General features: G+C 68.9%; 30 protein-coding genes and 2 pseudogenes. 28 read left to right on the top strand and 4 right to left on the bottom strand.

Annotated features, from left to right (window positions below; all coding sequences use genetic code 11):
* The first annotated feature begins 14 nt into the window (after positions 1 to 14).
* From QR77_RS32700 to QR77_RS32675, 5 genes are all read left to right on the top strand, one after another.
* Positions 15 to 467, top strand: a complete 453-nt coding sequence (locus QR77_RS32700) for a DUF6238 family protein (protein WP_040025665.1) — start codon at positions 15 to 17, stop codon at positions 465 to 467.
* Positions 468 to 492: 25 nt separating this feature from the next.
* Positions 493 to 1,998 carry an ATP-binding protein gene (locus tag QR77_RS32695; RefSeq protein ID WP_040025664.1) on the top strand — a complete coding sequence of 502 codons (1,506 nt, stop codon included), beginning with the start codon at positions 493 to 495 and terminating at the stop codon, positions 1,996 to 1,998.
* A 95-nt stretch (positions 1,999 to 2,093) separates the two neighbouring features.
* Positions 2,094 to 2,729 (top strand): hypothetical protein, encoded by a 636-nt coding sequence (locus QR77_RS32690; RefSeq protein ID WP_040029036.1) that lies wholly within the window; start codon positions 2,094 to 2,096, stop codon positions 2,727 to 2,729.
* Positions 2,730 to 3,520: 791 nt separating this feature from the next.
* Positions 3,521 to 4,285, top strand: coding sequence for a hypothetical protein (locus tag QR77_RS32680; RefSeq protein ID WP_040025663.1), 765 nt, complete (start codon positions 3,521 to 3,523; stop codon positions 4,283 to 4,285).
* Positions 4,286 to 5,102: 817 nt separating this feature from the next.
* Positions 5,103 to 5,576, top strand: a complete 474-nt coding sequence (locus QR77_RS32675) for a hypothetical protein (protein WP_040025662.1) — start codon at positions 5,103 to 5,105, stop codon at positions 5,574 to 5,576.
* Positions 5,577 to 5,763: 187 nt separating this feature from the next.
* On the opposite strand, the gene QR77_RS47930 is transcribed toward QR77_RS32675, so the two are convergent.
* On the bottom strand, positions 5,764 to 6,540 hold the full coding sequence (locus QR77_RS47930; RefSeq protein WP_201778835.1) for a hypothetical protein: 777 nt from the start codon (positions 6,538 to 6,540) through the stop codon (positions 5,764 to 5,766).
* 684 nt (positions 6,541 to 7,224) lie between these two features.
* Here QR77_RS47930 and QR77_RS32665 point away from each other — a divergent pair.
* From QR77_RS32665 to QR77_RS44265, 17 genes and pseudogenes are all read left to right on the top strand, one after another.
* Positions 7,225 to 7,983 (top strand): HEPN domain-containing protein, encoded by a 759-nt coding sequence (locus tag QR77_RS32665; protein WP_040025661.1) that lies wholly within the window; start codon positions 7,225 to 7,227, stop codon positions 7,981 to 7,983.
* Between the two features lie 294 nt (positions 7,984 to 8,277).
* Positions 8,278 to 8,538, top strand: a complete 261-nt coding sequence (locus tag QR77_RS50090; protein ID WP_347359805.1) for a hypothetical protein — start codon at positions 8,278 to 8,280, stop codon at positions 8,536 to 8,538.
* Positions 8,539 to 8,696: 158 nt separating this feature from the next.
* Complete coding sequence (locus QR77_RS32655; protein WP_040025659.1) at positions 8,697 to 9,422, top strand: hypothetical protein; 726 nt, start codon at positions 8,697 to 8,699, stop codon at positions 9,420 to 9,422.
* Positions 9,423 to 9,513: 91 nt separating this feature from the next.
* Positions 9,514 to 10,179 (top strand): hypothetical protein, encoded by a 666-nt coding sequence (locus tag QR77_RS32650; protein ID WP_040025658.1) that lies wholly within the window; start codon positions 9,514 to 9,516, stop codon positions 10,177 to 10,179.
* 95 nt (positions 10,180 to 10,274) lie between these two features.
* On the top strand, positions 10,275 to 10,715 hold the full coding sequence (locus QR77_RS32645; protein WP_040025657.1) for a hypothetical protein: 441 nt from the start codon (positions 10,275 to 10,277) through the stop codon (positions 10,713 to 10,715).
* Between the two features lie 79 nt (positions 10,716 to 10,794).
* Positions 10,795 to 12,063 carry a type IV secretory system conjugative DNA transfer family protein gene (locus QR77_RS32640; RefSeq protein WP_236710908.1) on the top strand — a complete coding sequence of 423 codons (1,269 nt, stop codon included), beginning with the start codon at positions 10,795 to 10,797 and terminating at the stop codon, positions 12,061 to 12,063.
* The gene (locus QR77_RS32635; RefSeq protein WP_040025655.1) at positions 12,060 to 12,290 is read left to right on the top strand and encodes a hypothetical protein; all 231 of its coding nucleotides are present in this window, start codon (positions 12,060 to 12,062) and stop codon (positions 12,288 to 12,290) included. Before QR77_RS32640 ends, QR77_RS32635 begins: the two co-directional genes overlap by 4 nt.
* On the top strand, positions 12,287 to 13,459 hold the full coding sequence (locus QR77_RS32630) for a DnaB-like helicase N-terminal domain-containing protein (protein WP_040025654.1): 1,173 nt from the start codon (positions 12,287 to 12,289) through the stop codon (positions 13,457 to 13,459). The genes QR77_RS32635 and QR77_RS32630 overlap by 4 nt, the downstream gene beginning before the upstream one ends.
* Positions 13,456 to 13,722: pseudogene (locus tag QR77_RS50085) on the top strand (hypothetical protein); the annotation flags it as partial. The gene QR77_RS32630 and the pseudogene QR77_RS50085, both read left to right, overlap by 4 nt.
* 112 nt (positions 13,723 to 13,834) lie before the next feature.
* Positions 13,835 to 14,740 (top strand): annotated as a pseudogene (locus tag QR77_RS44270) (DNA cytosine methyltransferase); the annotation flags it as partial.
* Positions 14,741 to 14,833: 93 nt separating this feature from the next.
* Positions 14,834 to 15,433 (top strand): DUF4913 domain-containing protein, encoded by a 600-nt coding sequence (locus tag QR77_RS32615; protein WP_040025653.1) that lies wholly within the window; start codon positions 14,834 to 14,836, stop codon positions 15,431 to 15,433.
* Positions 15,430 to 16,188 carry a hypothetical protein gene (locus tag QR77_RS32610; RefSeq protein ID WP_040025652.1) on the top strand — a complete coding sequence of 253 codons (759 nt, stop codon included), beginning with the start codon at positions 15,430 to 15,432 and terminating at the stop codon, positions 16,186 to 16,188. The genes QR77_RS32615 and QR77_RS32610 overlap by 4 nt, the downstream gene beginning before the upstream one ends.
* Entirely contained in the window at positions 16,185 to 16,661 is a 477-nt protein-coding gene (locus tag QR77_RS32605) for a hypothetical protein (RefSeq protein WP_040025651.1), read from the top strand. The genes QR77_RS32610 and QR77_RS32605 overlap by 4 nt, the downstream gene beginning before the upstream one ends.
* Positions 16,658 to 17,323, top strand: a complete 666-nt coding sequence (locus tag QR77_RS32600; protein ID WP_040025650.1) for a hypothetical protein — start codon at positions 16,658 to 16,660, stop codon at positions 17,321 to 17,323. Before QR77_RS32605 ends, QR77_RS32600 begins: the two co-directional genes overlap by 4 nt.
* The gene (locus tag QR77_RS32595; protein ID WP_040025649.1) at positions 17,320 to 18,147 is read left to right on the top strand and encodes a hypothetical protein; all 828 of its coding nucleotides are present in this window, start codon (positions 17,320 to 17,322) and stop codon (positions 18,145 to 18,147) included. Before QR77_RS32600 ends, QR77_RS32595 begins: the two co-directional genes overlap by 4 nt.
* Positions 18,148 to 18,171: 24 nt before the next feature.
* Positions 18,172 to 18,990 carry a winged helix-turn-helix transcriptional regulator gene (locus tag QR77_RS42500; RefSeq protein WP_236710906.1) on the top strand — a complete coding sequence of 273 codons (819 nt, stop codon included), beginning with the start codon at positions 18,172 to 18,174 and terminating at the stop codon, positions 18,988 to 18,990.
* A gap of 115 nt (positions 18,991 to 19,105) precedes the next feature.
* A protein-coding gene (locus tag QR77_RS44265) for an IS5 family transposase (protein ID WP_236711192.1) occupies positions 19,106 to 19,935 on the top strand; the annotation gives its coding sequence in 2 pieces (ribosomal slippage) (positions 19,106 to 19,427 and positions 19,427 to 19,935; 831 coding nt in all).
* Between the two features lie 9 nt (positions 19,936 to 19,944).
* On the opposite strand, the gene QR77_RS32580 is transcribed toward QR77_RS44265, so the two are convergent.
* Complete coding sequence (locus QR77_RS32580) at positions 19,945 to 20,310, bottom strand: hypothetical protein (RefSeq protein WP_040029031.1); 366 nt, start codon at positions 20,308 to 20,310, stop codon at positions 19,945 to 19,947.
* Between the two features lie 142 nt (positions 20,311 to 20,452).
* Here QR77_RS32580 and QR77_RS32575 point away from each other — a divergent pair, with 142 nt between their 5' ends.
* Together QR77_RS32575 and QR77_RS32570 are read left to right on the top strand one after the other, a co-directional pair.
* Positions 20,453 to 21,400: a DUF317 domain-containing protein gene (locus tag QR77_RS32575; protein ID WP_040025648.1), complete on the top strand. Its 948-nt coding sequence runs from the start codon at positions 20,453 to 20,455 to the stop codon at positions 21,398 to 21,400.
* Positions 21,401 to 21,457: 57 nt separating this feature from the next.
* Complete coding sequence (locus QR77_RS32570) at positions 21,458 to 21,940, top strand: hypothetical protein (protein WP_040025647.1); 483 nt, start codon at positions 21,458 to 21,460, stop codon at positions 21,938 to 21,940.
* A gap of 4 nt (positions 21,941 to 21,944) precedes the next feature.
* Here the strand turns inward: QR77_RS32570 and QR77_RS32565 are convergent, their stop codons facing one another.
* Entirely contained in the window at positions 21,945 to 22,208 is a 264-nt protein-coding gene (locus tag QR77_RS32565) for a hypothetical protein (protein WP_040025646.1), read from the bottom strand.
* A 153-nt stretch (positions 22,209 to 22,361) separates the two neighbouring features.
* Here QR77_RS32565 and QR77_RS32560 point away from each other — a divergent pair, with 153 nt between their 5' ends.
* From QR77_RS32560 to QR77_RS32550, 3 genes are all read left to right on the top strand, one after another.
* Positions 22,362 to 22,772: a DUF317 domain-containing protein gene (locus tag QR77_RS32560; RefSeq protein ID WP_236710904.1), complete on the top strand. Its 411-nt coding sequence runs from the start codon at positions 22,362 to 22,364 to the stop codon at positions 22,770 to 22,772.
* Positions 22,773 to 22,872: 100 nt separating this feature from the next.
* Entirely contained in the window at positions 22,873 to 23,085 is a 213-nt protein-coding gene (locus QR77_RS32555; RefSeq protein ID WP_040025644.1) for a hypothetical protein, read from the top strand.
* Positions 23,086 to 23,186: 101 nt separating this feature from the next.
* The gene (locus tag QR77_RS32550) at positions 23,187 to 23,504 is read left to right on the top strand and encodes an esterase (RefSeq protein WP_236710902.1); all 318 of its coding nucleotides are present in this window, start codon (positions 23,187 to 23,189) and stop codon (positions 23,502 to 23,504) included.
* A 334-nt stretch (positions 23,505 to 23,838) separates the two neighbouring features.
* Here QR77_RS32550 and QR77_RS32545 read toward each other — a convergent pair whose 3' ends face one another.
* Positions 23,839 to 24,348 carry a hypothetical protein gene (locus QR77_RS32545; protein WP_040025642.1) on the bottom strand — a complete coding sequence of 170 codons (510 nt, stop codon included), beginning with the start codon at positions 24,346 to 24,348 and terminating at the stop codon, positions 23,839 to 23,841.
* Between the two features lie 313 nt (positions 24,349 to 24,661).
* Between QR77_RS32545 and QR77_RS32540 the strand changes: the two genes are divergently transcribed.
* Positions 24,662 to 25,573: a nucleotidyltransferase gene (locus tag QR77_RS32540; protein WP_150130472.1), complete on the top strand. Its 912-nt coding sequence runs from the start codon at positions 24,662 to 24,664 to the stop codon at positions 25,571 to 25,573.
* The last annotated feature ends 1 nt before the right edge of the window (position 25,574 follow it).

The following is a 25,574-nucleotide window of genomic DNA, read 5'->3' as shown; positions in this document are numbered from 1 at the left end:
GAAAGAGCACCCTCATGTCCCGCACCGCCAGCCCGACCGCGCAGGACTTCGTGCCCTTCGCCACCGCCGCGCTCGACTTCCACCGGGCACTCAACATCCCGGGCGGCCCGCTGGTCACCACCCGGGCCGAGCTGGACGCCCTGCACGCCCACCTCGTCTCGCTGTACGGGCTGCTCGACGCCCACGCCGGTCGCACCGGGCAGCTCGTCGCGGTCGAGGGCGACCAGCTCCGTACCGCCCGCACCCGCATCTGGCAGGCCGCCGAGCACCTCCACGCCGCCTACCACGCGGCGCCCCGGCCGGACTCCGGCGAGATCCCCGCACCGGAGGTGTGCCAGGCCGGCCTTCCGGAGGGAGCGCCGGGCCTGACCATCTGCCAGCGCCACCAGCGCACCGCGCATCTCGTGCGGCGGCGCACTACCCCGGCCGACCTGCACGCCCCGTTCACCGGCCTCGTCCGCCGCTGATTCACCCCTCACCTGGAGAAACGTCATGCCCCGTACCCGCGCCAGCGCCTCCCCTCTGTTCGTGCCCCGTAAGACGACATGCGCCGAGCAGCGGGCCGCCCGAGCCGGTTTCACCGAAGCCCGCCGCCAGGCACGCCTCGCCGGAGCCCCGCCCAAGCTCCGCGCCGAGCAGACCCTCGACCCGGATCTGCGGCCCACCTACCCGCTCGCCGGTCGCCCCGGTCCGGCCTCCGCCCGCGGCAGCAAGCTCGCCCTGCCCGCCCACCGGATGACCACCGCCACAGCCAGCGGCGCGTACCCGTTCGTGGCCGAGGGCGGCCTGGGCGCCGAAGGCGTGTTCATCGGCCGCGATGTGCACGCGGAGGCGGCCTTCTGCTTCGACCCGTTCTCGCTCTACAACAGCGGCAGGGTGGAGGGCTTCACCAACCCCAACGCGGTCCTGGCCGGGATCATCGGCATGGGCAAGTCAGCGCTGGCGAAGTCGATCGCCACCCGGTCAATCGCCCACGGCTACCGGATCTACGTCCCCTGCGATCCCAAGGGGGAGTGGACCGGTGTCTCGCAGGCCCTCGGCGGCTACAGCATCGCCCTGGGCCCGGGGCTCCCTGGACGGTTGAACCCGCTGGACGCCCCGGCCCGCCCCGCCTCCGTGAGCGAGGAGGACTGGTTTACGGAGGTTCGCAAGCGCCGTCTGCTGCTGCTGGCCAGCCTCGCCCGCACCGTGCTGAAGCGCGACCTGCTGCCGATGGAGCACACCGCCCTCGACCTGGCCCTGGATCTGGTCGTCGCTGACGCCGCCGCCCGGGGCACGGTGCCGCTGCTCGGCGAGATCGCCCACGTACTCGGCTCCCCCGAACGCCTCGACCAGGCCCTCGGCCACCAGGCGGGGCACCTCGGTTCAGCCGCCCAGGACCTCGCCCACGCCCTGCGACGCCTCGTGCACGGCGATTTGAGCGGCATGTTCGACGCGCCGAGCACCGTGTCGTTCGACCCGACCACACCGATGCTGTCCATCGACCTCTCCCGTCTCGGCGGCTCCGGTGACGACACGGCACTGGTGCTCGCGATGACGTGCGCGAGCGCCTGGATGGAATCAGCCCTCAGTGATCCCGATGGCGGTCGGCGCTGGGTGATCTACGACGAGGCGTGGCGGCTGATGCGGCACGTCGGGCTGCTGGAGCGGATGCAGAGCCAGTGGAAGCTCTCCCGAGGGCTGGGCATCGCGAACCTGATGGTGATCCACCGCCTGAGCGATTTGCTCTCGGCGGGCGATGCCGGCTCGCGCGGCCGAGTTCTGGCCGAGGGCCTGCTGGCCGACTGCTCCACCCGGATCATCTACCGCCAGGAGCCCGACCAGCTCGCCGCCGCTGCATCTCTGCTCGGCCTGACCGGCGTCGAGACCCAGGCGGTCTCCGCCCTGACCAAGGGCCGAGGTCTGTGGAAGGTCGCCGGCCGCTCCTTCATCACCCAGCACATCCTCCACCCGGCCGAGCGGGAGCTGTTCGACACAGACGCCCGCATGGCGGCCTAGCCCAACGACCGGCACAGCAAAAGGGATCGATCATGTCCGCTTCTTCCACTCCTCCTTCCTCCGGTGATAACCAGTTGCCGCAGGCCACCGACCCCTTGGCGTGGCGACGACACCTCCCCGCACTGGCCACGGCCGCCGCGAGCATCAACGAGGCGTGCGACGCCTGGGACGCGGTCTCGGACTCCCTCTGCGACGCAGACGGCTGGCCGCTGGACGACAAGGTCTACGGGGACGGGAAGGTCAAGCGAGACGCCGAAGCCTGGAAGCACGCCGAGGTGTTCCTCGACCACGGACCCGAGGTGCTGGCCGGGGTCCGCGCCGCCGCCGACGGCCCCGACTACGTCGAGGGGCCGATCAGTGACGACCTCCGTCGGATACGCGGGATCGACGCCATCCTGTTCCGGGCGAAGGAGCTGCGGCACGAATGGGCCGACGTCATGGCGCTTATGGACGGTTCGCAGCCGAGCGTGCTCCACCTCTACCAGGAGCGTGCCGAGGAGCACCGCAACACCGAAGGCTGGCACTGCTCACACGAACTCGGTTCCAAGGGACCGGCGTTGGTGCGCGTCGGTGAATATCTAGCTCACCGAGCGGACACCGAACGGCCGGCGCAGACCGAGCGGGCTCGCGTCGCCCTGACCCGCTCGACGCACAACACCCCTGGGGTATCACCTGCTTCGCCCCAGGTCCCGCCGGCATCGCATCCGCCGGCTCCCGGTCGCTCGCGGTGATCCCTAGCACTCAGTCACGGCAGCGCCAAACTGCCCGATCACCGGATCCTCATGGACCACCGCACTCCTTCAAGCCCCACGCCACGTCGGCTCCCGCCGTGCGGCGGGGCGTTCGCAACGGAGAACTCCATGCACCACGAAACCCCGCCCTCGACCGCCGCGTCCGATCCGCGTCGTCTTCAGGCCGCCCTCTGTTCCGCGCTCGGGCAGCGCGGCCTGGAGGGCACCGTCGAGTACGGCCTCAGCGACTACATCGTCCATGCCGAGCTTCCCGACGGCAGTTCGCTGATCATCTCGCCGCCGCAGGAGCTGCCCTCCGAGCACCCCCGAGTCCCCGGAAAGCTGGATGGTCACCCGCCACCGGTCCGCCGAGCCTGCCGTCTACGAGGTGATCTACGACTCCGAGCCGGACGGTCCGCATGCGCGCCACGGCGGCAGCGTGCCGGATCTCCTCTCCGCTGTCGACGCCCGCCTGGACCAGCTTGGCGTACCACCACGCCAGGAGCAGGAACGTGCCAGCAAGGCGCGCGCCGCCACCGTGCTCCCGCCCGACTCCGCTCCATCCCGGGCGAGTGTCGCTCTCGCCTCTTCGCCGTCGGTCGGCCAGCGCGTGCTCCCGACTGGTCCGCCGCCGGAGTCTTCCGCGCGGGCCGCGCCGCCGTCGGCCAGTTCCTCATCCGCCCCCCGGCTCTAACCGACCGCGATCCAGGAGTCCTCCGTGCACGGCACCCTCAGAACTGATCCGCCCGTCGCCCGCACCTGTAACCGCACCCGCCTCGGATGGATCTGCCATGCCCAGCCACTACGACGTGCTGCCCGACCTGGCCTTCGGCCACCACCCCGTCCACGGCATCGTCGCCGCGAACCCGAAGAACCTCGCGGCCAGCACCTGGATGCTCAAGGGATTCGACTTCCATCCCGTCCCCGACCAGCCGACGTTGTACGCGCTGGCCGACCAGAACCGTGACGGACACGGCCGTACGAGCCGGGCCATCGAGCTGCTGCGCAAGGCCGGCTACCAGGTCGATGTGGACGTCGCACTTGACCCTGCCCTGGCGCCCGACACGGCACAGGTACGCGACCGCGGTCCGCTCGGTGAACCAGACGTCGCCTTCGCCGATCACCCGCAGCTCGGCATCGTCGCAGCCCTCGACGACCGTGTCTCCGGCCTCAGCGGGCTCGCGCTGGTGGAGGACGGCTGGCGGCACAACTCGAGCCTGGACATCTACACGCTCCCCGCGACCACCGATCGCGTCGAGGCGCTGGGGAAAGTCGCCGACGCCACGGTGGCCCTGCACCGTTCGGGGCTCCAGGTCGCAGTGCAGCCCCGCCTCGCTCAAGAGGTGACGGCTCGGCCCCGCCCTGCTGCCACGCCGGCCGTCGGCCGTGAGCGCGGCCATGGTCCCGCTCGCGCGTCTCCGTTGAGCGCCGCCGCGCTCGCCGCCAGCCCGGCCCGTGCCGGTATCCCGGGCAGGGCGCCGGTCCCCGCCGCCGCCGTCACCACACCGGCGGTGCGGCCGGTTGACCCCCGCATCGCGTACTCCCGCGACCGCTGATCCAACTCCTTCCATCTCAGGCCCTTGGACCAGCTGTCGGTGCGCACCGTGCAGTCTCACGGGGGTAGAGGAACGGGCTGATCTTGGTGCCTGCGATGAACCGATCGGCCCCGATTCTTCCCAACGCGATGTCGAAGGTGAGTGCCCGCCGCAGCTGTTGACGGGGCAGGCCGCCGAAGCCAGCAGCGACCTGATCGACGCCCGACCCATATCTTCGGTCGAGCATTCCGTAACGGAGACGCTTCGCCCCAGTCCGTGCAGCGGCCAGGGGACGGCTACGACATGACGAGAGGCCCCGACAGCGGCTCAACAGCCGCCGCCGGGACCTCGTCGTTCAGTGCGGATATCCGTGGCGGACCACACCGGACCCGATCAGTCGGCTGCTCATGGAGAGTGGCAGCCCGATTCCTGAGAACGGGATGCCACCGCGACCTGCTCGCAGAGCCCTCACGCGGGCGGCCGAGTCCGCCGGGCCGACGGACGCAGCAGAGCGGACAGCGGCATCACCCGGGCGCGCGGCAAGCGGAGCGCGCCCCAGTCCCGAGCTCGGTCACCGGTTCGATCGTCACGTCTGCCCCGTCCTTCCGGTCCTGCCGCAGCAAATGTGTACGCCTCGCTACGGCGGCCGGAGAGCCCGCGCAGATCGCGATGAGCACAGCAGTGGCCCTGCCGCAGTAAATCCGGCATTTGCCGCGACGGACGCCCTGGCCCCTGACCAGGACGTTGGATACCCGCAGACGACACCTGGCCGTAGCTATACGAGAACCGAGCCAACTAGTCTGGCGGCAGATCTTCTGAACCGGAAAGGCAGGCCGCCGTGCCCGACTCGAGCACCCCCGACGAGGACGGCGAAAACACCGCCTCCGTCGAAACCGCCAAGCCCCTGTCCAAGAAGAAGAAGATCCTCCTCGTCCTTGGCATCGGCGCCGTGGCCGTCGTCGCAGTCGGCGGCCTGCTCATCAAGCTCGCCCAGAAGAACTACGCCACCGAGGACGTCGAGACCGACGAGTCACTCGATGCCAGGGTTCCAACACCCGCGGAGCTTGAGTTCGCCGCCATCGTGCGCGCTGCCGCAGAAAGCGTGGGGAAGATCATGAACGTCTCCACGAGCGGCTTCACCGTGGAAGCAAAGATCCGATCCAACTCCGGTAGGGGAATGTGGACGGCGTACTTCCAGTTTGATGAGGAGACAGGCCACTGCCACTACTCCCATCCCTACCGAGGCGCGACCGCGCCTCTGTTCTTCATCGAGGAGGTCCAACGGCGACTCAGCGAAGCAGCGGCCGCCTGACAGCCAGTTCCCCGCTCAGCCGGGGCAGCCAGCGGTAAGGTCCCTCCCTGCACAGCGAGGAAGACAGCCATCTCCCGCGCCAAGCCGGCCCGGTACGGGATCTCCCGCTGCCCGTCCCAGATGAACGTACACACCGCGGCCGCTAGGGATGAGGTGCGTGCTCCTGACTGCTTGTTGGTCCGGACAGTCAGCGGGCGCGATTCCACCAGTCGACGCTCTCCAACGATAGGACCTGCTCCTCCAGGACACGGGCGGCCTCGCCATCTGCGGTGATAGCCCAGCAGACATGCAGGTCGGCCCACGTTAAGGCAGCCTTGCCCCACCCGGTCGCCCGCATCGGCTGACCGCTCTCGACTTCCGCAAGGCGCTCGCGCACCCAGTCCAAGTCGGCCAGCGCCCGGTCGAAGACCGCCTCGCCGAGCCCAGAGGCCAATGCCTTTCCACTGGTGTACCGCCGTATCCGGCCCCGCAGCCCCTCGCCCTGGCGCTCACCCGACATGCCCACGTAGACAATCGGGCCGCTCTGGCCCCGCCTGGCGAGGTAGACGCCCGGCAACCGCGGTACCTCAGCGCCGATCAACGGCACCCACTCCGACCACGCAGCCAAGGCCAGGACACCCTGACTGATCACCGGATGCACTCGTCCGACTCCGCCAGCTGCGGCCAACGGTTCCTGCTCTTCGGCTTCCTCGAAGAGCTCAAATAGGTCGGGTTCCCGGGGGCCGGCCTTCCTGGCCTTGGAGATGTCGTAGACCTTGGCGGTCTTCGGAGCGCAGGCACCCGACGGCGTCCAGGACAGGAGCCCAACAGGCGGACCTACCGACTCCAGACCAACGTCTCGGATCTGCTGCCACGTCCGAAAGCACTTGGGTAGCGTCTGAGGGGTGAACTCGCGCAGTTGCTCGGGCTCCGGCACAGCAACGTCGTCCTCGAAGTACGGGTCGCCGAACAGGTCGTAGCCCATCGGCTCACGGTGCATCATCAGTCCTCTGGCCGGAAGTACAGGGTGCTGATCAGGCTACGTAGCACGGCCTGCCCGGTGGGGCCGAACGTCGGATCAGGCAGTCCGAACAGAACATGATGGTGGCGGTTGCGAGCCTGCTCGGCCTTGTCCGGGCTGCTGCAGTGGATCCCCGGCAGCGCAGCAGGTAGACGCGAAGGGACGGCATGACCACCTCACCTCTGCGAGAAACCGCACGCGTCATCACCCTTCACGATGCCCACTGTCCGGTACCGGTCACCAGCGAACCCGTACGCCTTGTCGTCTTTCACCCTCATCGCCCCCCCTACGTCAGGTGCCGGATTCTCCAGGAAGAGTACCGACGTCTGCTGCCCCACCTCCGGGACAGCAGACGTCGGGAATAAGCGAAGGACCTTGCAAGCCCCTCATGCGCCACCTGTCCACCAGCATCCTGTCCACCACGCACCCCAAATGAGCGTCACGGGCGTCATTTCAGCATCAGGATATCGCCCGTAACGCCCACACTGCACATAATGCGCGCGGACAAAACCGCAGGTCACGGACCCTTCGCGGCCGGTTTGAGGATGGCGAAACACTCCACGTGGTGGGTTCCGGGAAACACGTGGACGCTCAGCATGCCGAGGGGCACTCTGATCAACATCACAACTGAGACCCCGGAGAGCACACATGGGCGCGCCCCCGAAGTTGACGGCACGTGAAGCGTTCGACCTCAATCTCGAAGACGCTGAGATCCTGGTAGACCTTGCCAAGACCCTCGTCAACAACCGGCAGCGCAGGATGCGACGTGAGAAGCGGGAACGACTCGGCGACGCTCTCTCTCTGCCGCAGAAGTACTGGGATGAGCTGGAGTGCCTGGAGAACGACCGGGTTTTCGTGACCTTCAAGCCAGGCCATGCCACGCTGCGAGAGAAGCTCCAGGAACCTAACCTCAGGCCTCTCCTCAGGCAGGCTCTCGTGGCCGCCTGCGCGGCCATAGAGACCTTCTGCGCAGACAGAGTCATGGAGCGCTACAGCACTGCCATTGCCTCCACCCCACCTCCAGGGGGTTTGCTTGAGCTGTCTATGACAGTGGGGGACTACCTCGCGATCCAGGAGAAGTACGAGAAGCGAGGCTGGGGACTTCGACAAGTCGTCGAACTGGAGATCCGGATGCGGGCCAGCCCCGCGCCTGCCCAGATCGGTCAGCTGTTCAGTCTCGTGGGCGAGAAGAAGCTCATGACCCGCGTCGACAAGCGGCGCAAGGTCGCTATCAACGAGTCCACCACAGAGCTGGACCGGATTGTGGCTCGCCGCAACCTGATCGCCCACACCGGCGACCGCAGCGGACGCGGGCGCGCGACGATCACCGTCGACGAGGTCGAAGCAGATCTGGCAACGATCCTGTCGATTATCGATGCCCTAGATCACGAGACCAAGCCGTCCTGACCACTCAGAGGATGCAGCCGTCGGATCAGCCGATTCGGTGACGCCGACGGCCGCACCTTACTGGCTCCCGAGACGGGAGATTCGCGGAGAACACGCCTGCGGTCACCATGCCGACCACGACTTTTCCGACCGGCCGACCGCCGCGCAGCCTTCGCCGAATGGCTTGCCAGGCAGGAGTACATCGACTGCTGGCGCGCCTCGAACAAGGTCGACGAGCAGCACAACTCCGCCCGTCTCAGGGCGAAATGCGCCGAGGAGCAGACCGCGTCCGAAGTCTGGTCCGAGCAGTACCGGATGCCTCCCCTGGAGGGGACCGAGCGGGCCGTTCCCTGGGGCGTGCGCTGTCGTCACCAGATCCTGACCAACGCCTACACCGCACTGGTCACTGAAGGCACGACCAGCGAAGCGGACTGGGCGGAGATCGAGGAGAACGCTCGTACGGTGACCCGCGCCGGGTGGTGGATAGACCAGAGGTCGTCCGAGCCCGAGGACCTCGCCGAACTGCTCATGGCCGCCACCGGGGCCGACCGGCCGACAGAGAATCCCTTCTTCTGACCGACCGGGTGCCCTGCTGCGGCGGGGCGCCCGGCTGACCGCCGCCGTGCGGCCTCTACCAGCGATTCTCGGCCGGACCAAACCCCGGATTTGCCGGACGCTCTGCCCACTGGCCCACTTCCGACGGGTCCTTCGCTCCCTCTGCCCCGGAGACTTCCGTGCCTACCTCGATCACCATCACGTCCGAGTTCAGCGGCAGCGTCGTTGCCAAGGGCGCTACCGATGGCCTCTCCGCGCAGCTCCTCCGTCACGCCGGTTTCAAGCAGATTGACGACTGGCACGGCCGACGCCATCGCCTTCCCACCACCACTCCGCTCGCCGAGCAGGTCGCCATCGCCAGCCATGCGGCCGAGATGCTTCGAGCCGCTCGCTATGACGTCACCCTTCCGCCGTCCCTCGACACGGCGCGGATGAGCCCTCCGGTGCATGCGCTGGGGCCCTACGCCGCCGGAGCCGAACTTCTCAGCATCACGGACCAGATCCGTGCGGCCGAAGACGGGGCCAGCCTTCAGCGGGCAGTTGACCACCTCCTTCACCCCGAGCACGGTGCGCTGGAGCGTGTCTGGGAGGCGCTGGAAGCAGCGGGAGAACAGGTCAACGACTTGGACGACGACGCGTATGCGCTCGCCGACCGGTTCGGCTTCGCCTCGGAGTTCGTCAGCTCGGCCCAGTCTGAACTCGTCGATTCCGAGGCCGAGCTACGCCGAGTCGGCGCCGCTTCGACGAGTTACTCGGCAGCACGGACCGTCCGTGATCACCGAGGTGCCGCTCTGGCCACTTCTCCTGCGGCGAATCAGGCCAAGGTCTCGTCGGCGTCCGGTTCTCAGACGGCGCCGCTCACTCCGACGGGTCACCCGCCGCGCGCCGCAACCCCCCGACGGTGATTCCGGCCGCTCTCTTCGCCGTCGGCCACCAGTACGTCGCGCGCCACCGCTCGACTCACCCGTCAAGGACCACTCACCCGAAGAGGCAAGCGTGCCCGAGTACTACTCCAGCATCGGCGAGGCCGTCGGTGCGGCCATGCAGCACAACATCCGGCTCGCCCACCGCAGCGCGGCACCGGGCTCTGACAAGCCGCTGCAGGTCAGGCGCCTGTCTAGCGCTTCCGCCGATCCGTACTCGGTCCGCGGGATGATTTCTCGCCTCCACGAGGACGCCTCGCCCGATGAGGTGGCGGGCATCATCGAGGAGGTCAACGGCGCACTGGTCGGGGCTCTGCCCGAGCTGACCGAACTCGTCGCCTCTGCCGCCGATTGGACTCGCGCCCGTCTCGACTTCGACGACCCGCATCACCATCCGACTTTCGAGACGTGGACGCGGCTGGCAGCCGCGTACGGAATGCTCCAGGACGCCCGTGAGCAGTTGGAAGTCGCCGAGGACGGTCTCGCTGCCTGTCCCGCAGAGCGCACGGACCCCCGGCACCACCAGATGGTCAACGTCCTGCGCAGCCGGGAGTTGCTCGACGACGTCCTCGGTACCGAGGCTGCTCCTGTGCCGTCCTCTGCCCGGAACTTCGATTCAGACCGGCAGCGGGCGGCCCGCTCCTCCTCGCCGCGCGCCGGAACATCGCCGTCGACCGGCAGTCCGCCGGCCACCGCAGCACCTCCGCCCGCGCCTCGTTCTGCCGGCCGACCCCGCTGAAACGTTCCGCCTCAGACGTCCAGGAATACCCCCATGAGCTGCACGAGAGCCGAGCGCGCCCCGCCCCTGCCCGCTCGCACACCCAAGGAACCGCCGTGCCTTCCCCGCGCACCAGCGCGCCCTCGACCACCACCGGGTCGGACGCGCTCCTCTACCTGCTGTTCGGCGTCCTCGGCGCCGTCATGGCTTTCGGCTCCCTGGCCTGGCTGACCGGGAATCTCACCAATACGTTTGTCGGGAGCGGGATATGGGCCCCCTTCCGCGTCACGGACGCACTGCTGCATCCGGAAGTGGTGTGGCCGGCCTTGAGCACCAGCATGCTGGTGGTCGGTGCCCGCGTCGTCCCCGGCTTGCTCACCGTTGCCCTGGTCGTCACCGCTGCGGTGCTGTGGATGCGCTGGCGTGCCGGGTCCAAGTCCGGCCTCGCCCGCAAGGCGGACCTGGCACCGCTGCTGGACAAGGAGATCGTCGCCAAGGCGAAGAGCCTGCGCCCGAGCCTGGGCGGCCGGGAGAGTAAAAGAGGTCCTGCCCGCTGACCGCGGCATCCTGCTCGGCACCCTCGATTCCGGTCGTGCGGAGGTCCGCGCGTCTTGGGAGGACGTGATCGTCGCGATCATGGCCCCGCGTTCCGGCAAGACGTCCGGGCTGGCGATCCCCGCGATCCTCTCAGCACCGGGCCCGGTCCTACTCACCAGCAACAAAGCCGCGAACGACGCCTTCACCACAACCGTGGACGCCCGTGCCGAGGTCGGCACGATCTGGATCCTCGATCCGCAGCAGATCGCCCACCACCCGCGCGAGATGTGGTGGGACATCCTCGCTGACGCCCGCGATCTCGCCGGGGCGAAGAGGTTGGCGGGGCACTTCGTGACCGCGAGCGTGGACGAGTCCAGCGGCTCCGACTTCTGGTCCACCGCCGCGAGCAACACCCTCGGTGCCCTCTTCCTCGCCGCCGCGTCCCACCGGCGGCCGATCACCGACGTCCTGGCCTGGCTCGCGATGCCGGCCGACCGCACCCCGGTGGACCTGCTCACCGACGCCGGCCACCATGCCGTCGCCGCCCAGCTCCAGGGCACCGTCTCCGGCGCGACCGAAACGCGCGACGGCATCTATGAGACGGCGAGGCAGTACGCGAGCTGCCTGCTCGACCCGGACGTCGCCGCCTGGGTCACCCCGAACGAGGACCTCCCCGAGTTCCAGCCGTTCGCCTTCGCCACCTCCCGCGACACCCTGTATCTGCTGAGCAAGGACGGCGGCGGCAGTGCGTCCGCGATCATCGCGGCGGCGGCCGACGCCGTGATGCGCGCGGCCGTGATCGTCGCCGAGCGCTCCGGCGGGCGACTCGACCCGCCCGCCCTTTGCGTCCTCGACGAGGCGGCGAATGTCTGCCGCATCTCGGACCTCCCTGATCTCTACAGCCACCTGGGCAGCCGAGGCGTCATCCCGATGACGATCCTGCAGTCCTACCGTCAGGGCCAGCGGTGCTGGGGCGAGGCCGGTATGGACGCCCTGTACTCCGCCGCCACCATCAAGATCATCGGGTCTGGCATCGATGACGCGGACTTCGCCGACCGGCTCAGCCGCCAGGTCGGCGATCACGACGTCCAGACCACCTCGGTGTCGACCAGCGAGGGCGGCAAGTCCACCTCGGTGAGCATGCGCACCGAGCGGATCCTTCCGCCGGACGCCATCCGCGCCCTGCCCAAGGGCAAGGTGCTGCTGCTGGCCACCGGCATCCGGGTCGCCATGCTCAACCTCAAGCCCTGGTACAAGGAGCCCTCCGCCAAGGTCGTCGGCCCGGCTTCCGCTCGCGCCACGAAGGCCATCACCGAGCGCGCCCTCGCGAAGAGCATCGACCAGGACGATCTTGGACTGTCGGCATGAGCGCGCCCACACCACAGCAGGGGCGGTTGGCCCACGCTCCGGTCGTCCTGCGCGGTGGCCGGTGGTGGCTTGACGGCGGGGCCGACTCGATCCCCGCCTCCGATCCCGCCTTCACCGCTGCCCTGGACGACTTCTCCCTGTCAATGGCCGCTGCCGACCGGTCAGTCGCCAACCTCCTCATCCGGCAGGACGAGGCGTCCTCCGTTGATCCCGGAGGCCGGCGGTGAACCCGCTGATGAGCGCCGAGCAGGCGGTCCTCGGCGCCGCACTCCTCGACCCCGAGCAGCTCACGCACCTGGAGTGGCTCGCTGCCGACCACTTCTATCGGCCTATCCACCAGGCGCTGTTCGACGCCCTCCGCAAGCTGCGCAACGACGGGCATCCCGCGCTCTCGGCCGATGGTCCGTTGCCGCTGTCGTGGGTGACCGACGCGGTCGAGGAGGCCGGACAGCACGTGCGCGGGCTGACCGCGGCGTACGCCCACACCCTGATCCAGGCGTGTCCCCGAACAGAGCACGCCCCGGTGTACGGACGCATGGTGCTGGAGGGGGCGATCCACCGCACCGTCGCCCAGCACGCGATTCGTCTCCACCAGGCGGCTCGGGCCGACGCCGTCCAGGGCGAGGTCGAGGGAGCCTTGCGCACGGCGGACGTCCTGACCGGCGTACTCACCGACCTTGCACGACGCTGGGGAACCGACCCTCGACTGGTCCCACCCACCGCTGGGCCCTCCGCCGCCACGGACATCCCGCCTCCGGCGCAGAGCGGCCAAGTCGCCGAGGACGAGCGGTTCCTCCTGGCCGTCCTCGCCGAACAGCCGGGGGCCATGGGCGAGGTGGTGGCCTGGCTGCGGCCGGGAGACTTCGCCGACCCGACCCACGGGCAGCTCTACCGGTGCCTGGGCGCGCTGCACCACCGAGGCGAACCCATCGACCGGATCACCCTGCTCTGGGAGGCCCAGCGACGCGGTCTGCTGGCCGACGGCACTGTGTCGAGCGAGCAGCTGACAGCCGTCTGCGAAGGCATGGTCCCCGGAAGCGCTGACTGGTTCGGACAGCGGGTGATGCGCTCCTCCGTCACCCGCACCGCCGCCGCCTCCGCGCGAGCCATCCGGACCCTGGCCCAGGACGAGGTTCTGGGGCCCGGCCGGCTGATCAACCACGCCCTGCACGAACTCAGTCCGCTCGACGAGGTACGTGCCCGCTGGGCCACCGCAAACAGCAGTCCGGCTCCGAAGACCACGGCATCCGCTCCGTCGGCGGCCGAGCCGCCGCCCGACCGAGTGAAGGCCGCCCGCGCCCGCAGCACACCCCGCCCAGGCGCGTCACCCCCAGCCCCGGCCAGCCGTCTCCCCACGCTGTCAGCAGCCCGACCACCCTCGCGCGGCCACCCGTGAGGCCCCCTCCCCACCAGCCTCTTCTGCCCCTGGAACTCGCCTTGATCTACCCCGTCTCCGCAGCCGCGCCGGACCTACGCGTCACGGCCCCGAGCCTCGCCACCCCGTTGATCGGGTCTCTCTGCTCGGGGTACGGCGGCCTCGACCTGGGTGTGCAGTCCGCGCTCGGCGGCACGCTCGCCTGGCATGCCGAGGTCGACCCGAACGCCTCACGCATCCTGGCCCGCCACTGGCCCGGCGTCCCGAACCTGGGCGATATCACCGCCGTCGGCTGGTCCACCGTCCCCCGGGTGTGCGTCCTGACGGCCGGCTTCCCCTGTCAAAGACGTCTCGGTCGCCGGCCGCCGGGCCGGACTCAACGCCCAGACCCGCTCCGGGCTCTGGCTGCACGTCGTCCGTGCGGTCGCAGCCCTCCGACCCTGCCTGGTTGTGATCGAGAATGTGCGCGGCCTCCTCACCTCCCCCGCCGGTTCCCCTGGCGACGTGGAACCCTGCCCGTGGTGTCTGGGAGACACCGCAGGTCAGCCTGCTCTGCGGGCACTCGGTGCCGTACTCGGATCCCTGGCCGACCTCGGGTACGACGCGAAGTGGCTCGTGCTTCGCGCCTCTGACGTCGGGGCCCCGCACCGCCGCGAGCGGACCTTCCTCGCCGCATGGCCCGCCGGGCACCCTGCTGAAGACGCCGACCAGCAACATCGGGAAGAACGGCGGCAGCCAGCATCCATCGAAGCGGAAGAGCGGGGGGCACGGTCCGAACCTGGCCGACGAGGTCGAGTGGCTGCTGCTGCCGACCCCGAAGGCGTCGGACGGAATCAAGGGTTCGCCGAACCAGCGGCACGGCAATGGCGACATGACCCTGCCCAGTGCGGCTGCGTCTCTGTTGCCGACGCCGAGGGCCAGCGACACGGGCACCCCGGGCCGCCGCCCCGGGAAGGGATGGCGGCCTCCCTTGTCGGCGGTGATCCTGCCCCTCTGGGCGGAGGAGACGCCGGAGGCGGGGGCGCGGACCGGCGATGGGGAGCGTACGGATCCGCCATCACCCTATGGGAGAGCCTCACCCGTCCTGCCCCGGCTCCCACCGACGCGGCCGGTCGGCTCCGCGCGGACTTCGTGGAGTGGATGCAGGGCCTCGACGCCGGCTGGGTCACCGCGACTCCGGGGCTCGGCCGTCCAGCGCAGCTCACCGCGCTCGGCAACGGCGTCGTCCCACAACAGGCCGCGCGCGCCCTGCAGTTGCTGGCACCACCCTTCCCCCGCTGTCCTCGCTGCGCCGACCGATAGCGCTCCACTACCGCGTTCTTCCGGCCGGGCCAAACCGCAGATTCTCCGGATCCTCTCGGGCATGTCGCCGTCTCACAGATGGAGCACAGCCCCATGGCCGACACCAGCCCGACCTCCCTAGGCCCCGAGCCGTACCGCGTCCCCGACGCAGACCTCGACGACCTCGCCAGCACCCTCGCCAAGACCATGGCCGAGGTCAGGCAGCACGGCGTCATCCTCGACCGCCTCGGCTCCGAGCCCGAATCCGGCGCCATCCAGCCGCCGGACGGCACTCCGGAAGCCGAGGCGGCTGACGGCAAGAAGCCCGACGGCCCCGCCTCGGTGTCCATCCTCGCCCTGGGCGGCAAGGAATACGCCGTCGAACTCGCTGCCCTCAGCGACTGGGTGAACTACCTCTTCCTGCCGGTGTACGGCCGGGAGATCAGCACGAGCCGTCCCTGGTGCGCGCACTGGCACGAACACCCCGAGGCCGTCGCCCGGCTCCACGCACTCTGGCTCGCCTGGCAGCAGTTCACCGACACGGAGGCCGGCCTGTCCGGCCCCTCGACCTGGCACCGCGACCACCTGGACCAGACCCTGGCGCACCTGCGTGCACCCGACGGACCCTTCGCGGCCTGCACGACCAGCGCAACTCGCCCCAACCACCGGGTGCTGGCCACCCCGGCGCCCGAGCAGGCGGGGGTGGCGGCGTGAACGACATCCTCGACTCCGACCTCGACGATCTCTCGCCGGTCGACGACGACTCCGAGGAAGCGATGGAGGCTCTCTGGGCTGGCGACTTGACGGTGCTGTCCCAACACCACACCACGCCCAACGGTTCGCACAGCTTCGTCCTCGCCCACGACCGATCAGTCACCTGGGGGATACCCGGCGAGCCACAGCTCGTTGCGATCGCGGTCGCTCGGGATCTGCGGCAGTCCACGTTCACGTTCGAGACGAGTCACCACGCCACGGCGTCCTTCGCACAGAACTGGCTGGCAGAACGCGGCTGCCCGCTCGAACGGATCGCACTGCGCGGTAGCGACTACATCGAGCCCGCCGACGACCTCACCCTCCAGGTGGAACAGCAGATCCAGGTCCTCGACACCTACACCTCTGACAACAACCCCAGCGAGGCGTGGACACTCGTCAACGACTCCCAGGCCACCCAGGCACCGGTTCGCCTCTTCTACGAGGAGTGGAACCACGGTGCCGGCACGTACACGATGCGCGAAGGCGCCTTCCCCGACGTCGGCGTCGCCCAGACCTGGCTGGACGAGCGCAGTGAACCGCTGCCCGAGCCTCCGGAGTACAGCGACCACAACGGTGCTGTCGTCCGGGCCCGCATCGCCCGCATCGCCCTTTCCCGGTCCGCCGGCACCTCTCCGACACCGCAGACCGGGCTCGACGCGCCCCGCGCGTCAGCGGCGGTACCGGTCCAGCGCGCGGTCCAAGGGAGGCTGCTGTGAGCCGCGCCCGCTTCGCCTTCGCCGCGCACCCTGACGCCATCGCCGACCTGCGGGAACTCCCCTCTGAGATGCGCGATTTGGCCTTGCTGGAGCTGCAGAACCTGGTCCACGGAAGCGACGACTGCTTGCCGTTGAAGGGCCGCCTCGCCGGCTTCCACAAGGTGTACGTCGACCCGGAGGTCTCTTACCGGCTGGTCATCCAGTTCCGCCAAGCGCCACCGACCTCGACCCACAAGCGCGAGATCTACCTCGTGGCGGCTGGCAGCCGGAAGGACTACGCGGTCTACCGCGCGGCCCACCTCCGGACCGAGCCCCAGCAAGGGGTCGGCCCGGACTCCGCCACGGAGGCCCGCGTGCAGGCCGCCCGGTCTCGCTCGACGCTCACCACCGAACGGCCGACAACGGGCCGCGCGGCTGCCCCGTCACCAGCGCCGCCCTCGGCCACTGCTTCTCGAAAGGTTGCCCAGCGATGACCAACGACCGTACTGCGCTCACCCGTTCAGAGCTGGCGGATCTCCTCACCGAGGCCGCTCAGAACGTCGGCGGCATCCCTGCCGCCGAGTACCCGACGGCCGCCGCCCGCTCCTACCTGCATCCCGTCTTGGGTCCGCTGGCCGCTGGGCCCCGCGTGATCACCGAGCTGAACGACCGGTTCGAGGGCTTCGTGGCCACCGAGCCACGCCCTGCTGGTTCGGCGGGCCTGTTCGCTCTGGCCTCCTATGCCTCCGCGCTGGGGTGGCTCACCGAGTCGTTCGCCGAGCTGACCTCCTCGGTCGATGAGATCTGTACCCGCGTGGGCATACCCACGGAGCCACGCGCCCCGATCGTCGCCGCGCCCGGTGGTACTGAGCGGGACGACGAGTTCGACTTCGCCTTCAACGCACTTGAGTTGGAGGCGGTCCGCAGCGCAGCCGAGGCCGCCGGCCTCGCGCCGGACGACTACGTCGAGGTTCTCTCCCAGTCGCTGCTCGCCGCCGCCCGGATCACCGACGCCTGCATGGAGATCTCCAGCGGCCTGCTCGATGACGCCGATCTCCTCAGCGAAGTGAGCGACCGCCCTCGGCTCGACAACGATCCCGGGAGCCTGCCCGCTCTGGTTCGCTCCCTGCTCGCCCGGATGGAGACGACGGAGTGAACCCGTCCGACGCAGACACACACCCTGGGCCTTATCTCGTCGTCGAAGTGCTCGGTGTCGGGGATGTCAGCGTGCACGCTCTCGCACATGGTCCGGAGGAGCCGCTGCACCAGGCCGCTACACGCGTCATCGAAGCCGCAGCGGCGCTGGACGAGCGACACGAGAGCGTGCTCAACGCGGTCCAGCGCGCTCAGCGGCTGCTCGAAGGCACTGGTCGGGGTGAAGTCGGCCGAGCCCAGGTCTCGTACGCGCTGCTGCGCACAGCTCTCCCGGACCTCGGAGACGGCCTGGCCCAGCAGGACCGGGCATACAGCCAGCTCGTCGAGTCCCTGTCCGCCTACCGCCGGCTTCTTTCCTCGCCCGAGCCTGCTCAACACGCGAGCAACAAGAGCCACGGGCCGGGCCAGAAGACGAGGCCCCACCGGGACGACGACTGGGCCGTCGCCGGGGAGCGCGGGCTGGTAGCCCTCGAAACGGTTGCGGCCGGGAGTGTTCGCTTTCGCCGCAACGCGATCGGCGAGGACCCGTACATCTCGCGGGAGAAGGCCCAGTGGCAGGACCCGGCGGTCTTCCCGCAGACCGTGCAGCGGCTGGTCGCCGACGGGCTACTGCATCAGGACATCACCGAGAACGTGTACCGGCCCGGCCAGCTCCTCTCCCTCACTGCGCAGGGGGAAGCCGCCCTGCGTGATGGTCGCGCGACGACCTCCCGGGTGTCCGCCGCCCTCGGCCGCACCACCACGCGGACCACGTCAGGCGCGCTCTCCGACTCGGCCGCCACGCCCGTCGCCAGGACCTCCCTCGCGACCCCCCGCTCACGCTGACCTCATCCCGATAAGGACCCCACCATGGCTACCCCCGGCCTGCCTCCCACCCTCTCCATCGCTTCCATCGACGCCCAGCGCGTCGAGGAGGCTCTCGCCCGGATCGGGCCCAAGTGGACCACCTGGACCGCGATGACCCTGGCCCAGGTGAACGGCCCCGTGCGCGTCCGCGACGTTGCTGCGCAGCTCCCCTTCGTCAGTGAGCAGTTCGTCGGCAAACGGCTGGCCACGATGCACGCTGACGGACTGGTGATCCGCGAAGACGACCGGCGGGGCGCGCCGTACCGGCTCAGCACGCTCGGCACGTCTCTGGCCCCCGTCCTCCGCACGGTGTCGGACTGGTCCCGCACCCACCTGACACAGGAACCGATGGCCGAAGCCGAGCGTGTCGAGGACGCGCTGCGCCGCTTGCATCTTCGGCACTCAACTGCCGTGATTCAGGCCCTCGACCCGGCTGACGGCCAGATGCGGTTCGTTCACATCGCCGAGGCGGCCGGTCTGGACTGCGGCCTCGCACGGCAGCGACTTGTCCGGCTTCAGGCCGATGGCCTGGTCACGCGGACGGGCTCCCGGCACGGAGACCCTTACGTGCTCACCGATGCCGGCCAGGCGTTGGGGGCCGTCTACGCGAGTGTCGAGCACTGGAGCCAGCCCTTCGCGCTGCGAAGTGGAACAGCGGCACCGCGTCCGACAGCGGCAGCCACGCGCACCCACGTCGGCATTCCGCTGGGGCGGGAGCCGACAGCGCCCGGACCGCGGCGGCCCTACGGCGTAGCACCGCCACGTCCAACGTCATGTTCAGCCACGCGCCACAGCCGCAACCGCGGGTGCTGGCGGCCGTGACCGCTCGGTCGGCACCGGGCCGGGGCCGGTGATGGGAGTGAGAACTAGAGCGTGTCTCTTTGGTGGGTTGGTCAGTTGATCGGATGTGTCTGTCCGGTTGGTGATCACTGATTTGATGTGGGCCCGGATCGAGCCGTTGATGCCGGCCGACCCGGTCCGTGGGCGACGGTGGGCCGACCACCGTCGAACCCTTGAGGCCATCGCGTGGATGTACCGAACCTGCTCGCCCTGGCGGGACCTGCCTGCCGAACTCGGCTCGTTCCAGACTGCACACAAGCGCCTGATCAGGTGGGCCGTTGACGGCACCTGGGAACGGATCCTCACGGCCGTCCTGACCGCTGCGGACGCTGGCGACGAGTTGGGCTGGACGGTGTCCGTGGACTCAACAGTCTGTCGGGCTCACCAGCACGCCGCCGGAGCCAGGAAAAAGGGGATCCCGATCGGGCCGAACCCGACGATCATGCACTCGGACGCTCACGTGGTGGCTTGAGCACGAAAGTTCACCTTGCCAGTGACGGCCAGGCGCGACCGTTGGGCTTCCATGTCACCGCGGGCCAGGCCGGAGACGCACAGACCTTCGAGGCTGTCATGGCGAGGATCCGGGTGCCCCGGAGCACAGTCGGGAGACCGAGGACTCGACCAGAGACTGTCCTCGCGGATCGCGCGTACTCTTCCCGCGCGATCCGCAGGCACCTCCGGCGTCGCGGCATCCGTGCCGTCATTCCGCAGCCCGCCGACCAGGTAAGACACCGCCTACGGCGAGGCAGCGCAGGAGGACGCCCGCCTGGTTTCGATGCTGAGACGTACAAGCAGCGCAATGCTGTCGAGCGATGCATCAACCGGCTGAAGCAGTGGCGCGGCCTGGCGATGCGAACGGACAAGCTCGCCATTGCCTATCAGGCCGCACTCCACTTTGCCGCCATCCTCATCTGGATTCGGCAGTAGCTGGCTCGATCAACGGTCGACCGCCCGGCGCGCGTCTGCGGGCCAAGTCCCCCTGCTGACGATGTGGTCGACGATCCTGAACGCTTCTTCAAGCGGCACGGTGTCCACGTCCGGGTATTCGTCGTACTGCCCATTGGACAGAACGAAACCGCCGCTCGATCCCTCAGCTCCAGGGTCGACGGCGTGCTCGCCAGCATCATCCTCACCATCCATCAACACCACCAGCGCGCGCTCGGCGTTGGTCACGAAGGCCAACTTGCGGCCGGATGAACTGGCCAGCCAGGTCTCAAGCTGTCCCTCGCCGATTTTCGCCCGGAGGGTCTCCAGCACCACCTGCACAGCGCTGCCGTCATCGACAACCCACGACTCGATCATGAGCACGACGATCCCACAGACGGATCTGAGAGACAGTCCCTAGAGGCCACCTGCCGCCGCCACGGCATCCGCGTGCGCACCGGCGGCTCCCACCGCTGCTCACGCGGATCCGTTCTCCTCCTTCGCTTCCGGAGACTCGACCATGTACGCCCCTGATGACCCGACCCGGTACCAAGAGGTACTGGTCAGCCCTATGTATCTGGCTGGTTCCAACGGGACCGGCGAGGCTGGCTTCGCGCCCGTCGCCCACTGGCCTCATCAGTACCTCGATGAGGGTCCCTGCCAGCTCCTCGTAACCTCTCCCGACCAACGGATTCGGATCGGCTGGTTTGGCGACGACTTCGAACTGTGGAAGATCAGCGCAGCCGAGGACGCCTTCTCGGCGCCTCGCTGGACGGCGACGTTCAACCACGTCACCCCGGCCGAGATGGTCGCCGGCCTCACCGCCGCACTGGTCCAGGACTACGACGAAGCCCTCGCTTCCGACACCCTCGGCCGCTTCTTGACAGGGCCAACCGCCCCTTGGAGGGACACCGTCCGGCCGCTGACCGATGCCGGCTGGAACCTTGACGGAGCTGAACTCGGCACCGTCGAAATCATCGCTCCTGACGACCAAGCGGGCATCCTTATCGATCGGCGCGGCTACGGTTCCGACCGCAGGACCGTCGAGCTGTGGGCCGGCCCGCCGGGCTGGGGCACTCGTGCCGAAGCGACCTTCACTGCCCGCACACCGTCCCATTTGATCACCGCAACCGCCGCTGTGATGGCGAAGTCGACCCCGGTGGTCCGCGAACGCCACCAAGTCGACCGGCGTATGCAGCACCTGGTCACTACGACCCCTGTCGCTTCGGCCACGTCGATCGCCGAGGCTCAGGTCTCGCGCGCTCCGACTCCGCTGGACGTACGCCGCACCGCGGTCACCCAGGCCGTACACCGTGCCGCGCGGGCACCGCGCACAGCAGCCGACCTCCGAGTGATGGCCGCCCAGAGCCGCTCCACGGGGGCGGCGCAGAAACGGACGGGACACCCCGCGCCCGCGACCTCTGCCCGGCTGCCGGCCAGCTCGCCGGCGCCCCGGCGCGGACGATGACTCCCACCCCAAGCCGCACTCCACGCGCGACCGTCCCTGCCCAACAGGAGTTCCACCATGCCCACCACCATGCTCGACCAGGCCACGGCCATGATCGAGAACGCCTGGGGCCAGCCCATCGAAGCTCTTGAGGTCCTCGGGGTCCGCCGCCCCAGCGACGACCCGCTCCTGCGCTGCGCCATGCACACCCGAACGGCCCTGGCCATCACGGACAACGCGGTAACCGTTCACCAGGACCGTCTTCACGCCCTGTCCCGGCATGGGTACGTGCCTGACTTCTACAAACTCGACCGGATCACCGAAACGGCGGTCAGCCTCCGCGTCGCCCACGCGGAGAGCCGTGCGTACCTCCAGGCGATCCGGCGCGTGGTGGAGGCTCGAGAGGCCGCCGCACCCGAGGTTGAGGCACCGGCGGTTCGGCTGGCACAGGCTGCTGTCGCCCGCTCCGGGCAGACGCGGCACGCCCCGGGGGCCGTGCCCGAACCGTCCTCTCCGGCGGCTGTCGTCGGGCCATCGCCCACAACGGGGCCCCGACGTTGAACGCTTAGCTCCGATTCTCGTCGCGGTGGCCCTCTTCGGCCCGGGGGCCCACCGCGCGGGCCAGCTCCTCCATCGTCAGCTCCACTCGCCGGCCTTCGGCGACCCGGCGCTCCACCGTCTCCTCGTCCGGCCACTGGTCGGGCTGTGCGCCAACTCCCCACTGGCCGTCGGCGACCATCGCGATGTCGCCCACGGTCCACGGCCGCCCGGCCGCGCGGATCTTGCGCTCCAACCCAGCGCCGTCCCAGTGTCTGCTCGTCTCGGCCATCGCTGTCCCCCTTCGCTCGCCTGCGGCCCGTCACCGCAACCCATGTAGGACAACCGCGTTGGCCTGTCCATTCCCCGGTCTCCCGTCACCTGCCGACGACCCGAGTTCGCCCACGGCAGACGTCCTCGCTGGGAAACGACTACGCACTTCGGCATGCCACATGCCAACGTACGGGTGTCGGGAAAACCGCAGGTCAACGAAGGGATCCATCTAACCGTGAGCACCTCTGCCACCCTCCTTCCGGCCGTTGTCCGTCCCACGGCGGACGCTCTCCACTGGCTCTCCGCCGACCACGGTGCGGGCCCGGTGCTCGATCTCCTGGACGCACTTGGGTGGGCGATCGTCGGCACCCCTGAGGCCAACGTCCACGCGACCAGCCCCGACGGCTGTGTCTACGTCGGCTGGCTCCCCGAAGACCCGTCGGCCTGGCAGCGCAACATCGTTTGGCACGTCTGGGTGCAGCCCGCCGATGGCGACGCATGGGTCCAGGAGTTCGGTCTCCACACCCCCTCCGAGGCCGTTGCCAGATTCCTCGCCGCCCTGGTCACCAACTCCTCGTGCTGACCGCCGATCAGGCTCCGCTCATACATCCACCGACGGCTCGACGACTCCCCGTCGTCGGGCCGACCAGCCCCGTCAATGTCCAGCGTTCACGGAGACTCCCTTGCCCCAGTACCTGACCGTCGGCCACCTGCTCCGCCAGCTCCAGGAAATCGACCCCAATCTGCCGGTCCGTCTCGCCATCAACCCCGATTTCCCCTTCGCCCACTTCGTGGGGGCCGAGGTCGTTGTCCGCGACGGCAAGGCGTACATCGCCGACGACGGCCAGGAGGACTACCTCCCGGTGGGGGCGCGCGACGCCCTCACCTGGGCCTGATCGCTTCCCTACCACCACGGAGGCTTCCGATCTCGTCACTCTCGCGCCCCGAGCCCCGCCTCGCGCTGCACACTGTCGCGGCCCGCCCCATGCCGCACGGCGTGCACAGCGCGCTTCTCCAGCGCATCTCCACCCGCCCCGACGGCCCCCTCGACATCACCTGGCTCGCTGCCGAAACCCTTCAACTTCCCCTCGGGCGCATCCGACTGCGCTGGGAGCCCGCCTCGCGCAGCGGCTGGGACGTCACGACGTACCTGGGGCTGACCAAGGTCGAGGTGCTTCTCGGTTCCTGGCCCGCCGCCCCGGACGACTGGCCGCGCCTAGTCCGTCCGACCCTGTACGAGGTGACCGGCCTGTGCGCCGCCCTCTCTTTCGCGACCGACGCCCTCGACCTCTCTAACCGACTAGCCGAAGTCTGATCGAGAGCCGCAGGCCACCCAAGCCGTTCAGGCGGGGGGCGGCTTTGCTTGGCCGTCGAAATCGCCACCGAGCATGTCCCAGTGCTCGTGCCCGTCAAGGTCTCGCGCGCCGGGTCATCCAGGGAGCCGGTGAAGTCCTGCTGGCTCTAGGTCCCGATCAGCATGGTCAACGGGAAACCTGGCAGGGCAGGACATGCTCCCAACCCGAGGGCCACCGGTCCTTGTACCTCGCCAGGTCCCGGCGCGGGCCGGGTACAGACGCGTACTCATTCATCCGCATCTCTACGAGAGGCACTCGGTGTTCGCAGCGCACGCAGCCAGACGCGGTAAGTCCTCACGAGCGCCCCACCCACGCCTGGTGTTCGGGGGCGACGTGCAGCTGCTCGCGGATGCGGCCACGCAAGACACCGACACGAGTTCGGCCCTCCAGGACCTGCAGCCCGTTGCTCGCCGGGGCCAAGAGACCCCGGTCGATGAGGAGCGGCGGGCGCAACCACGTCCCGTGATCTTCCCAGTGCCTGCCGACTTCCGGGGCTCGCACTGCGACCCAGTGCAGCGGGTCTTTGGCGAAGTGTTCGATCAGTCCGACTTCGCTCTCACCGGTCGGCATTTTGTGGAAGCTCGCGGACGGAATCGTCTCCAGCGTCCAGGTGATCGCGGTCAGGTCGAGCGCTCCGTAGTCGTCTACGAAGAGGCCGTTGTCGCCATGGTCGAACAGGAAGTCCTTCAGCACGTCGTCCGGCCACCGCAGTGCGGTCAATGCCGGCTCGGATCGGAAGCGTTCGAAGCTGAGGCCGCCGTCCTGACGACGATCCATAAGCGAGCTGAGGTCGTTGAGGTTCATACCTCAGATCTACCGGAGTTCTCCGACCGTGTTCCCCCTGACCACGGTCTCCTATCACTGCGGACATCAGGTCGATGTGAGGGGCGACTCCAAGAAGCCGTGCCGCGGGGATGCGATGAGCTGATTTCCCCAGAGCCCGTGGCGTGCTGAACGGTGGCGCGTCAGTTCTCGGGGGCGTCTGGCGCTGTCGCCCCCGGCTAGAGACCCAGACGTCTGGTTGGTGAGCCATCTCTGACGCCGGCCGCGGCGTCGCTGTCAGTGCCCGCTCGTACGCTGTGGACGGCGCAGGGCGCGCCGGAGCCTGGAGGCGTTCGTGGCACGGCAGTTGACGTATGAGCAGCGGATCGCTTTGATTAACAAATGGAAGAACCCTCCGGGTGCTTCCGAACAGCTCAGGCTGGAGCGCGCCGAGCGGATGGTGAAACAGGCAGTACTCCGGCACGAACCGTTCCAGGGGCTCGACATAACGGTGGCGTCGAAGGGCTCGTACCCCAACAACACCAACGTCCGCGGTGACAGCGACGTCGACATCATGGTGAAGCTAAACGACCCCATCCATACGGAGGGGCTGGCGGCTTGGTGGTTTGGACAGCCAGCCAGGTACGCGGGGCCGTGGACCCGGCAGAGGCTCCGTCAGGAGGTCGAGGACGCGCTCACCAACCACTTCGGTTGGGTGGACACGGACCACAACCTCGCCGTGTACGTTCCGGAGGTTGTGGGCAGCCGTCCCAGCATCGACGTGGTGCCGTGCTTCAAGTGGGTGGCCTACGACACCACGGCTCCCGGCGGCGAGTACGTGGGCAGCGTCGTCTACGGGCGCAACGGCAAGCGTGTCATCAACTGGCCCGAGCTCCAGCTGGTCAACGGCCGCACGAAGAACACCAACACCAAGTACCGGTACAAGATCGTGGTGCGGGTGCTGAAGAACGTCGAGAACGACCTCGCCGCCGAGGGCGTGATCAAAGCCCTTCCGTCCTACTTCTCCGAGTGCCTGATCTACAACGTCCCGGACAACGTCTTGCTCCTCGATGGCAGCCTAGACGCTGTGGTCCGTGAGAGCCTGCGAGAGGTCTATCAGCAACTCACGGGGGCCTGGTTCAGCTATCTGCGCATGGTGGAGCCGAACGGGATCAAGAAGGTGTTCGGCGAGGGCCAGAAGTGGACGGAGAAGGACGCGCGCGAGCTGATCGAGCGCGCGTGGCGCTACCTAAACTACGAGAGCTGAC

The organism is Streptomyces sp. 150FB, from assembly GCF_000818195.1.
GTDB lineage: Bacteria > Actinomycetota > Actinomycetes > Streptomycetales > Streptomycetaceae > Streptomyces.
Note: the sequence above shows the minus strand (reverse complement) of the source record. Positions and strands in the feature narration are given on the sequence as shown.

What these genes read in the sequence shown, in the direction of transcription:
- QR77_RS32700 (WP_040025665.1), top strand. Translation starts at nt 15, where the DNA reads ATGTCCCGCACCGCCAGCCCGACCGCGCAGGACTTCGTGCCCTTCGCC.
- QR77_RS32695 (WP_040025664.1), top strand. Translation starts at nt 493, where the DNA reads ATGCCCCGTACCCGCGCCAGCGCCTCCCCTCTGTTCGTGCCCCGTAAG.
- QR77_RS32680 (WP_040025663.1), top strand. Translation starts at nt 3,521, where the DNA reads ATGCCCAGCCACTACGACGTGCTGCCCGACCTGGCCTTCGGCCACCAC.
- QR77_RS47930 (WP_201778835.1), bottom strand. Translation starts at nt 6,540, where the DNA reads ATGGGCTACGACCTGTTCGGCGACCCGTACTTCGAGGACGACGTTGCT.
- QR77_RS32665 (WP_040025661.1), top strand. Translation starts at nt 7,225, where the DNA reads ATGGGCGCGCCCCCGAAGTTGACGGCACGTGAAGCGTTCGACCTCAAT.
- QR77_RS50090 (WP_347359805.1), top strand. Translation starts at nt 8,278, where the DNA reads ATGCCTCCCCTGGAGGGGACCGAGCGGGCCGTTCCCTGGGGCGTGCGC.
- QR77_RS32640 (WP_236710908.1), top strand. Translation starts at nt 10,795, where the DNA reads ATGGCCCCGCGTTCCGGCAAGACGTCCGGGCTGGCGATCCCCGCGATC.
- QR77_RS32635 (WP_040025655.1), top strand. Translation starts at nt 12,060, where the DNA reads ATGAGCGCGCCCACACCACAGCAGGGGCGGTTGGCCCACGCTCCGGTC.
- QR77_RS32615 (WP_040025653.1), top strand. Translation starts at nt 14,834, where the DNA reads ATGGCCGACACCAGCCCGACCTCCCTAGGCCCCGAGCCGTACCGCGTC.
- QR77_RS32600 (WP_040025650.1), top strand. Translation starts at nt 16,658, where the DNA reads ATGACCAACGACCGTACTGCGCTCACCCGTTCAGAGCTGGCGGATCTC.
- QR77_RS42500 (WP_236710906.1), top strand. Translation starts at nt 18,172, where the DNA reads ATGGCTACCCCCGGCCTGCCTCCCACCCTCTCCATCGCTTCCATCGAC.
- QR77_RS32580 (WP_040029031.1), bottom strand. Translation starts at nt 20,310, where the DNA reads ATGATCGAGTCGTGGGTTGTCGATGACGGCAGCGCTGTGCAGGTGGTG.
- QR77_RS32575 (WP_040025648.1), top strand. Translation starts at nt 20,453, where the DNA reads ATGTACGCCCCTGATGACCCGACCCGGTACCAAGAGGTACTGGTCAGC.
- QR77_RS32570 (WP_040025647.1), top strand. Translation starts at nt 21,458, where the DNA reads ATGCCCACCACCATGCTCGACCAGGCCACGGCCATGATCGAGAACGCC.
- QR77_RS32565 (WP_040025646.1), bottom strand. Translation starts at nt 22,208, where the DNA reads ATGGCCGAGACGAGCAGACACTGGGACGGCGCTGGGTTGGAGCGCAAG.
- QR77_RS32560 (WP_236710904.1), top strand. Translation starts at nt 22,362, where the DNA reads ATGCCACATGCCAACGTACGGGTGTCGGGAAAACCGCAGGTCAACGAA.
- QR77_RS32545 (WP_040025642.1), bottom strand. Translation starts at nt 24,348, where the DNA reads ATGAACCTCAACGACCTCAGCTCGCTTATGGATCGTCGTCAGGACGGC.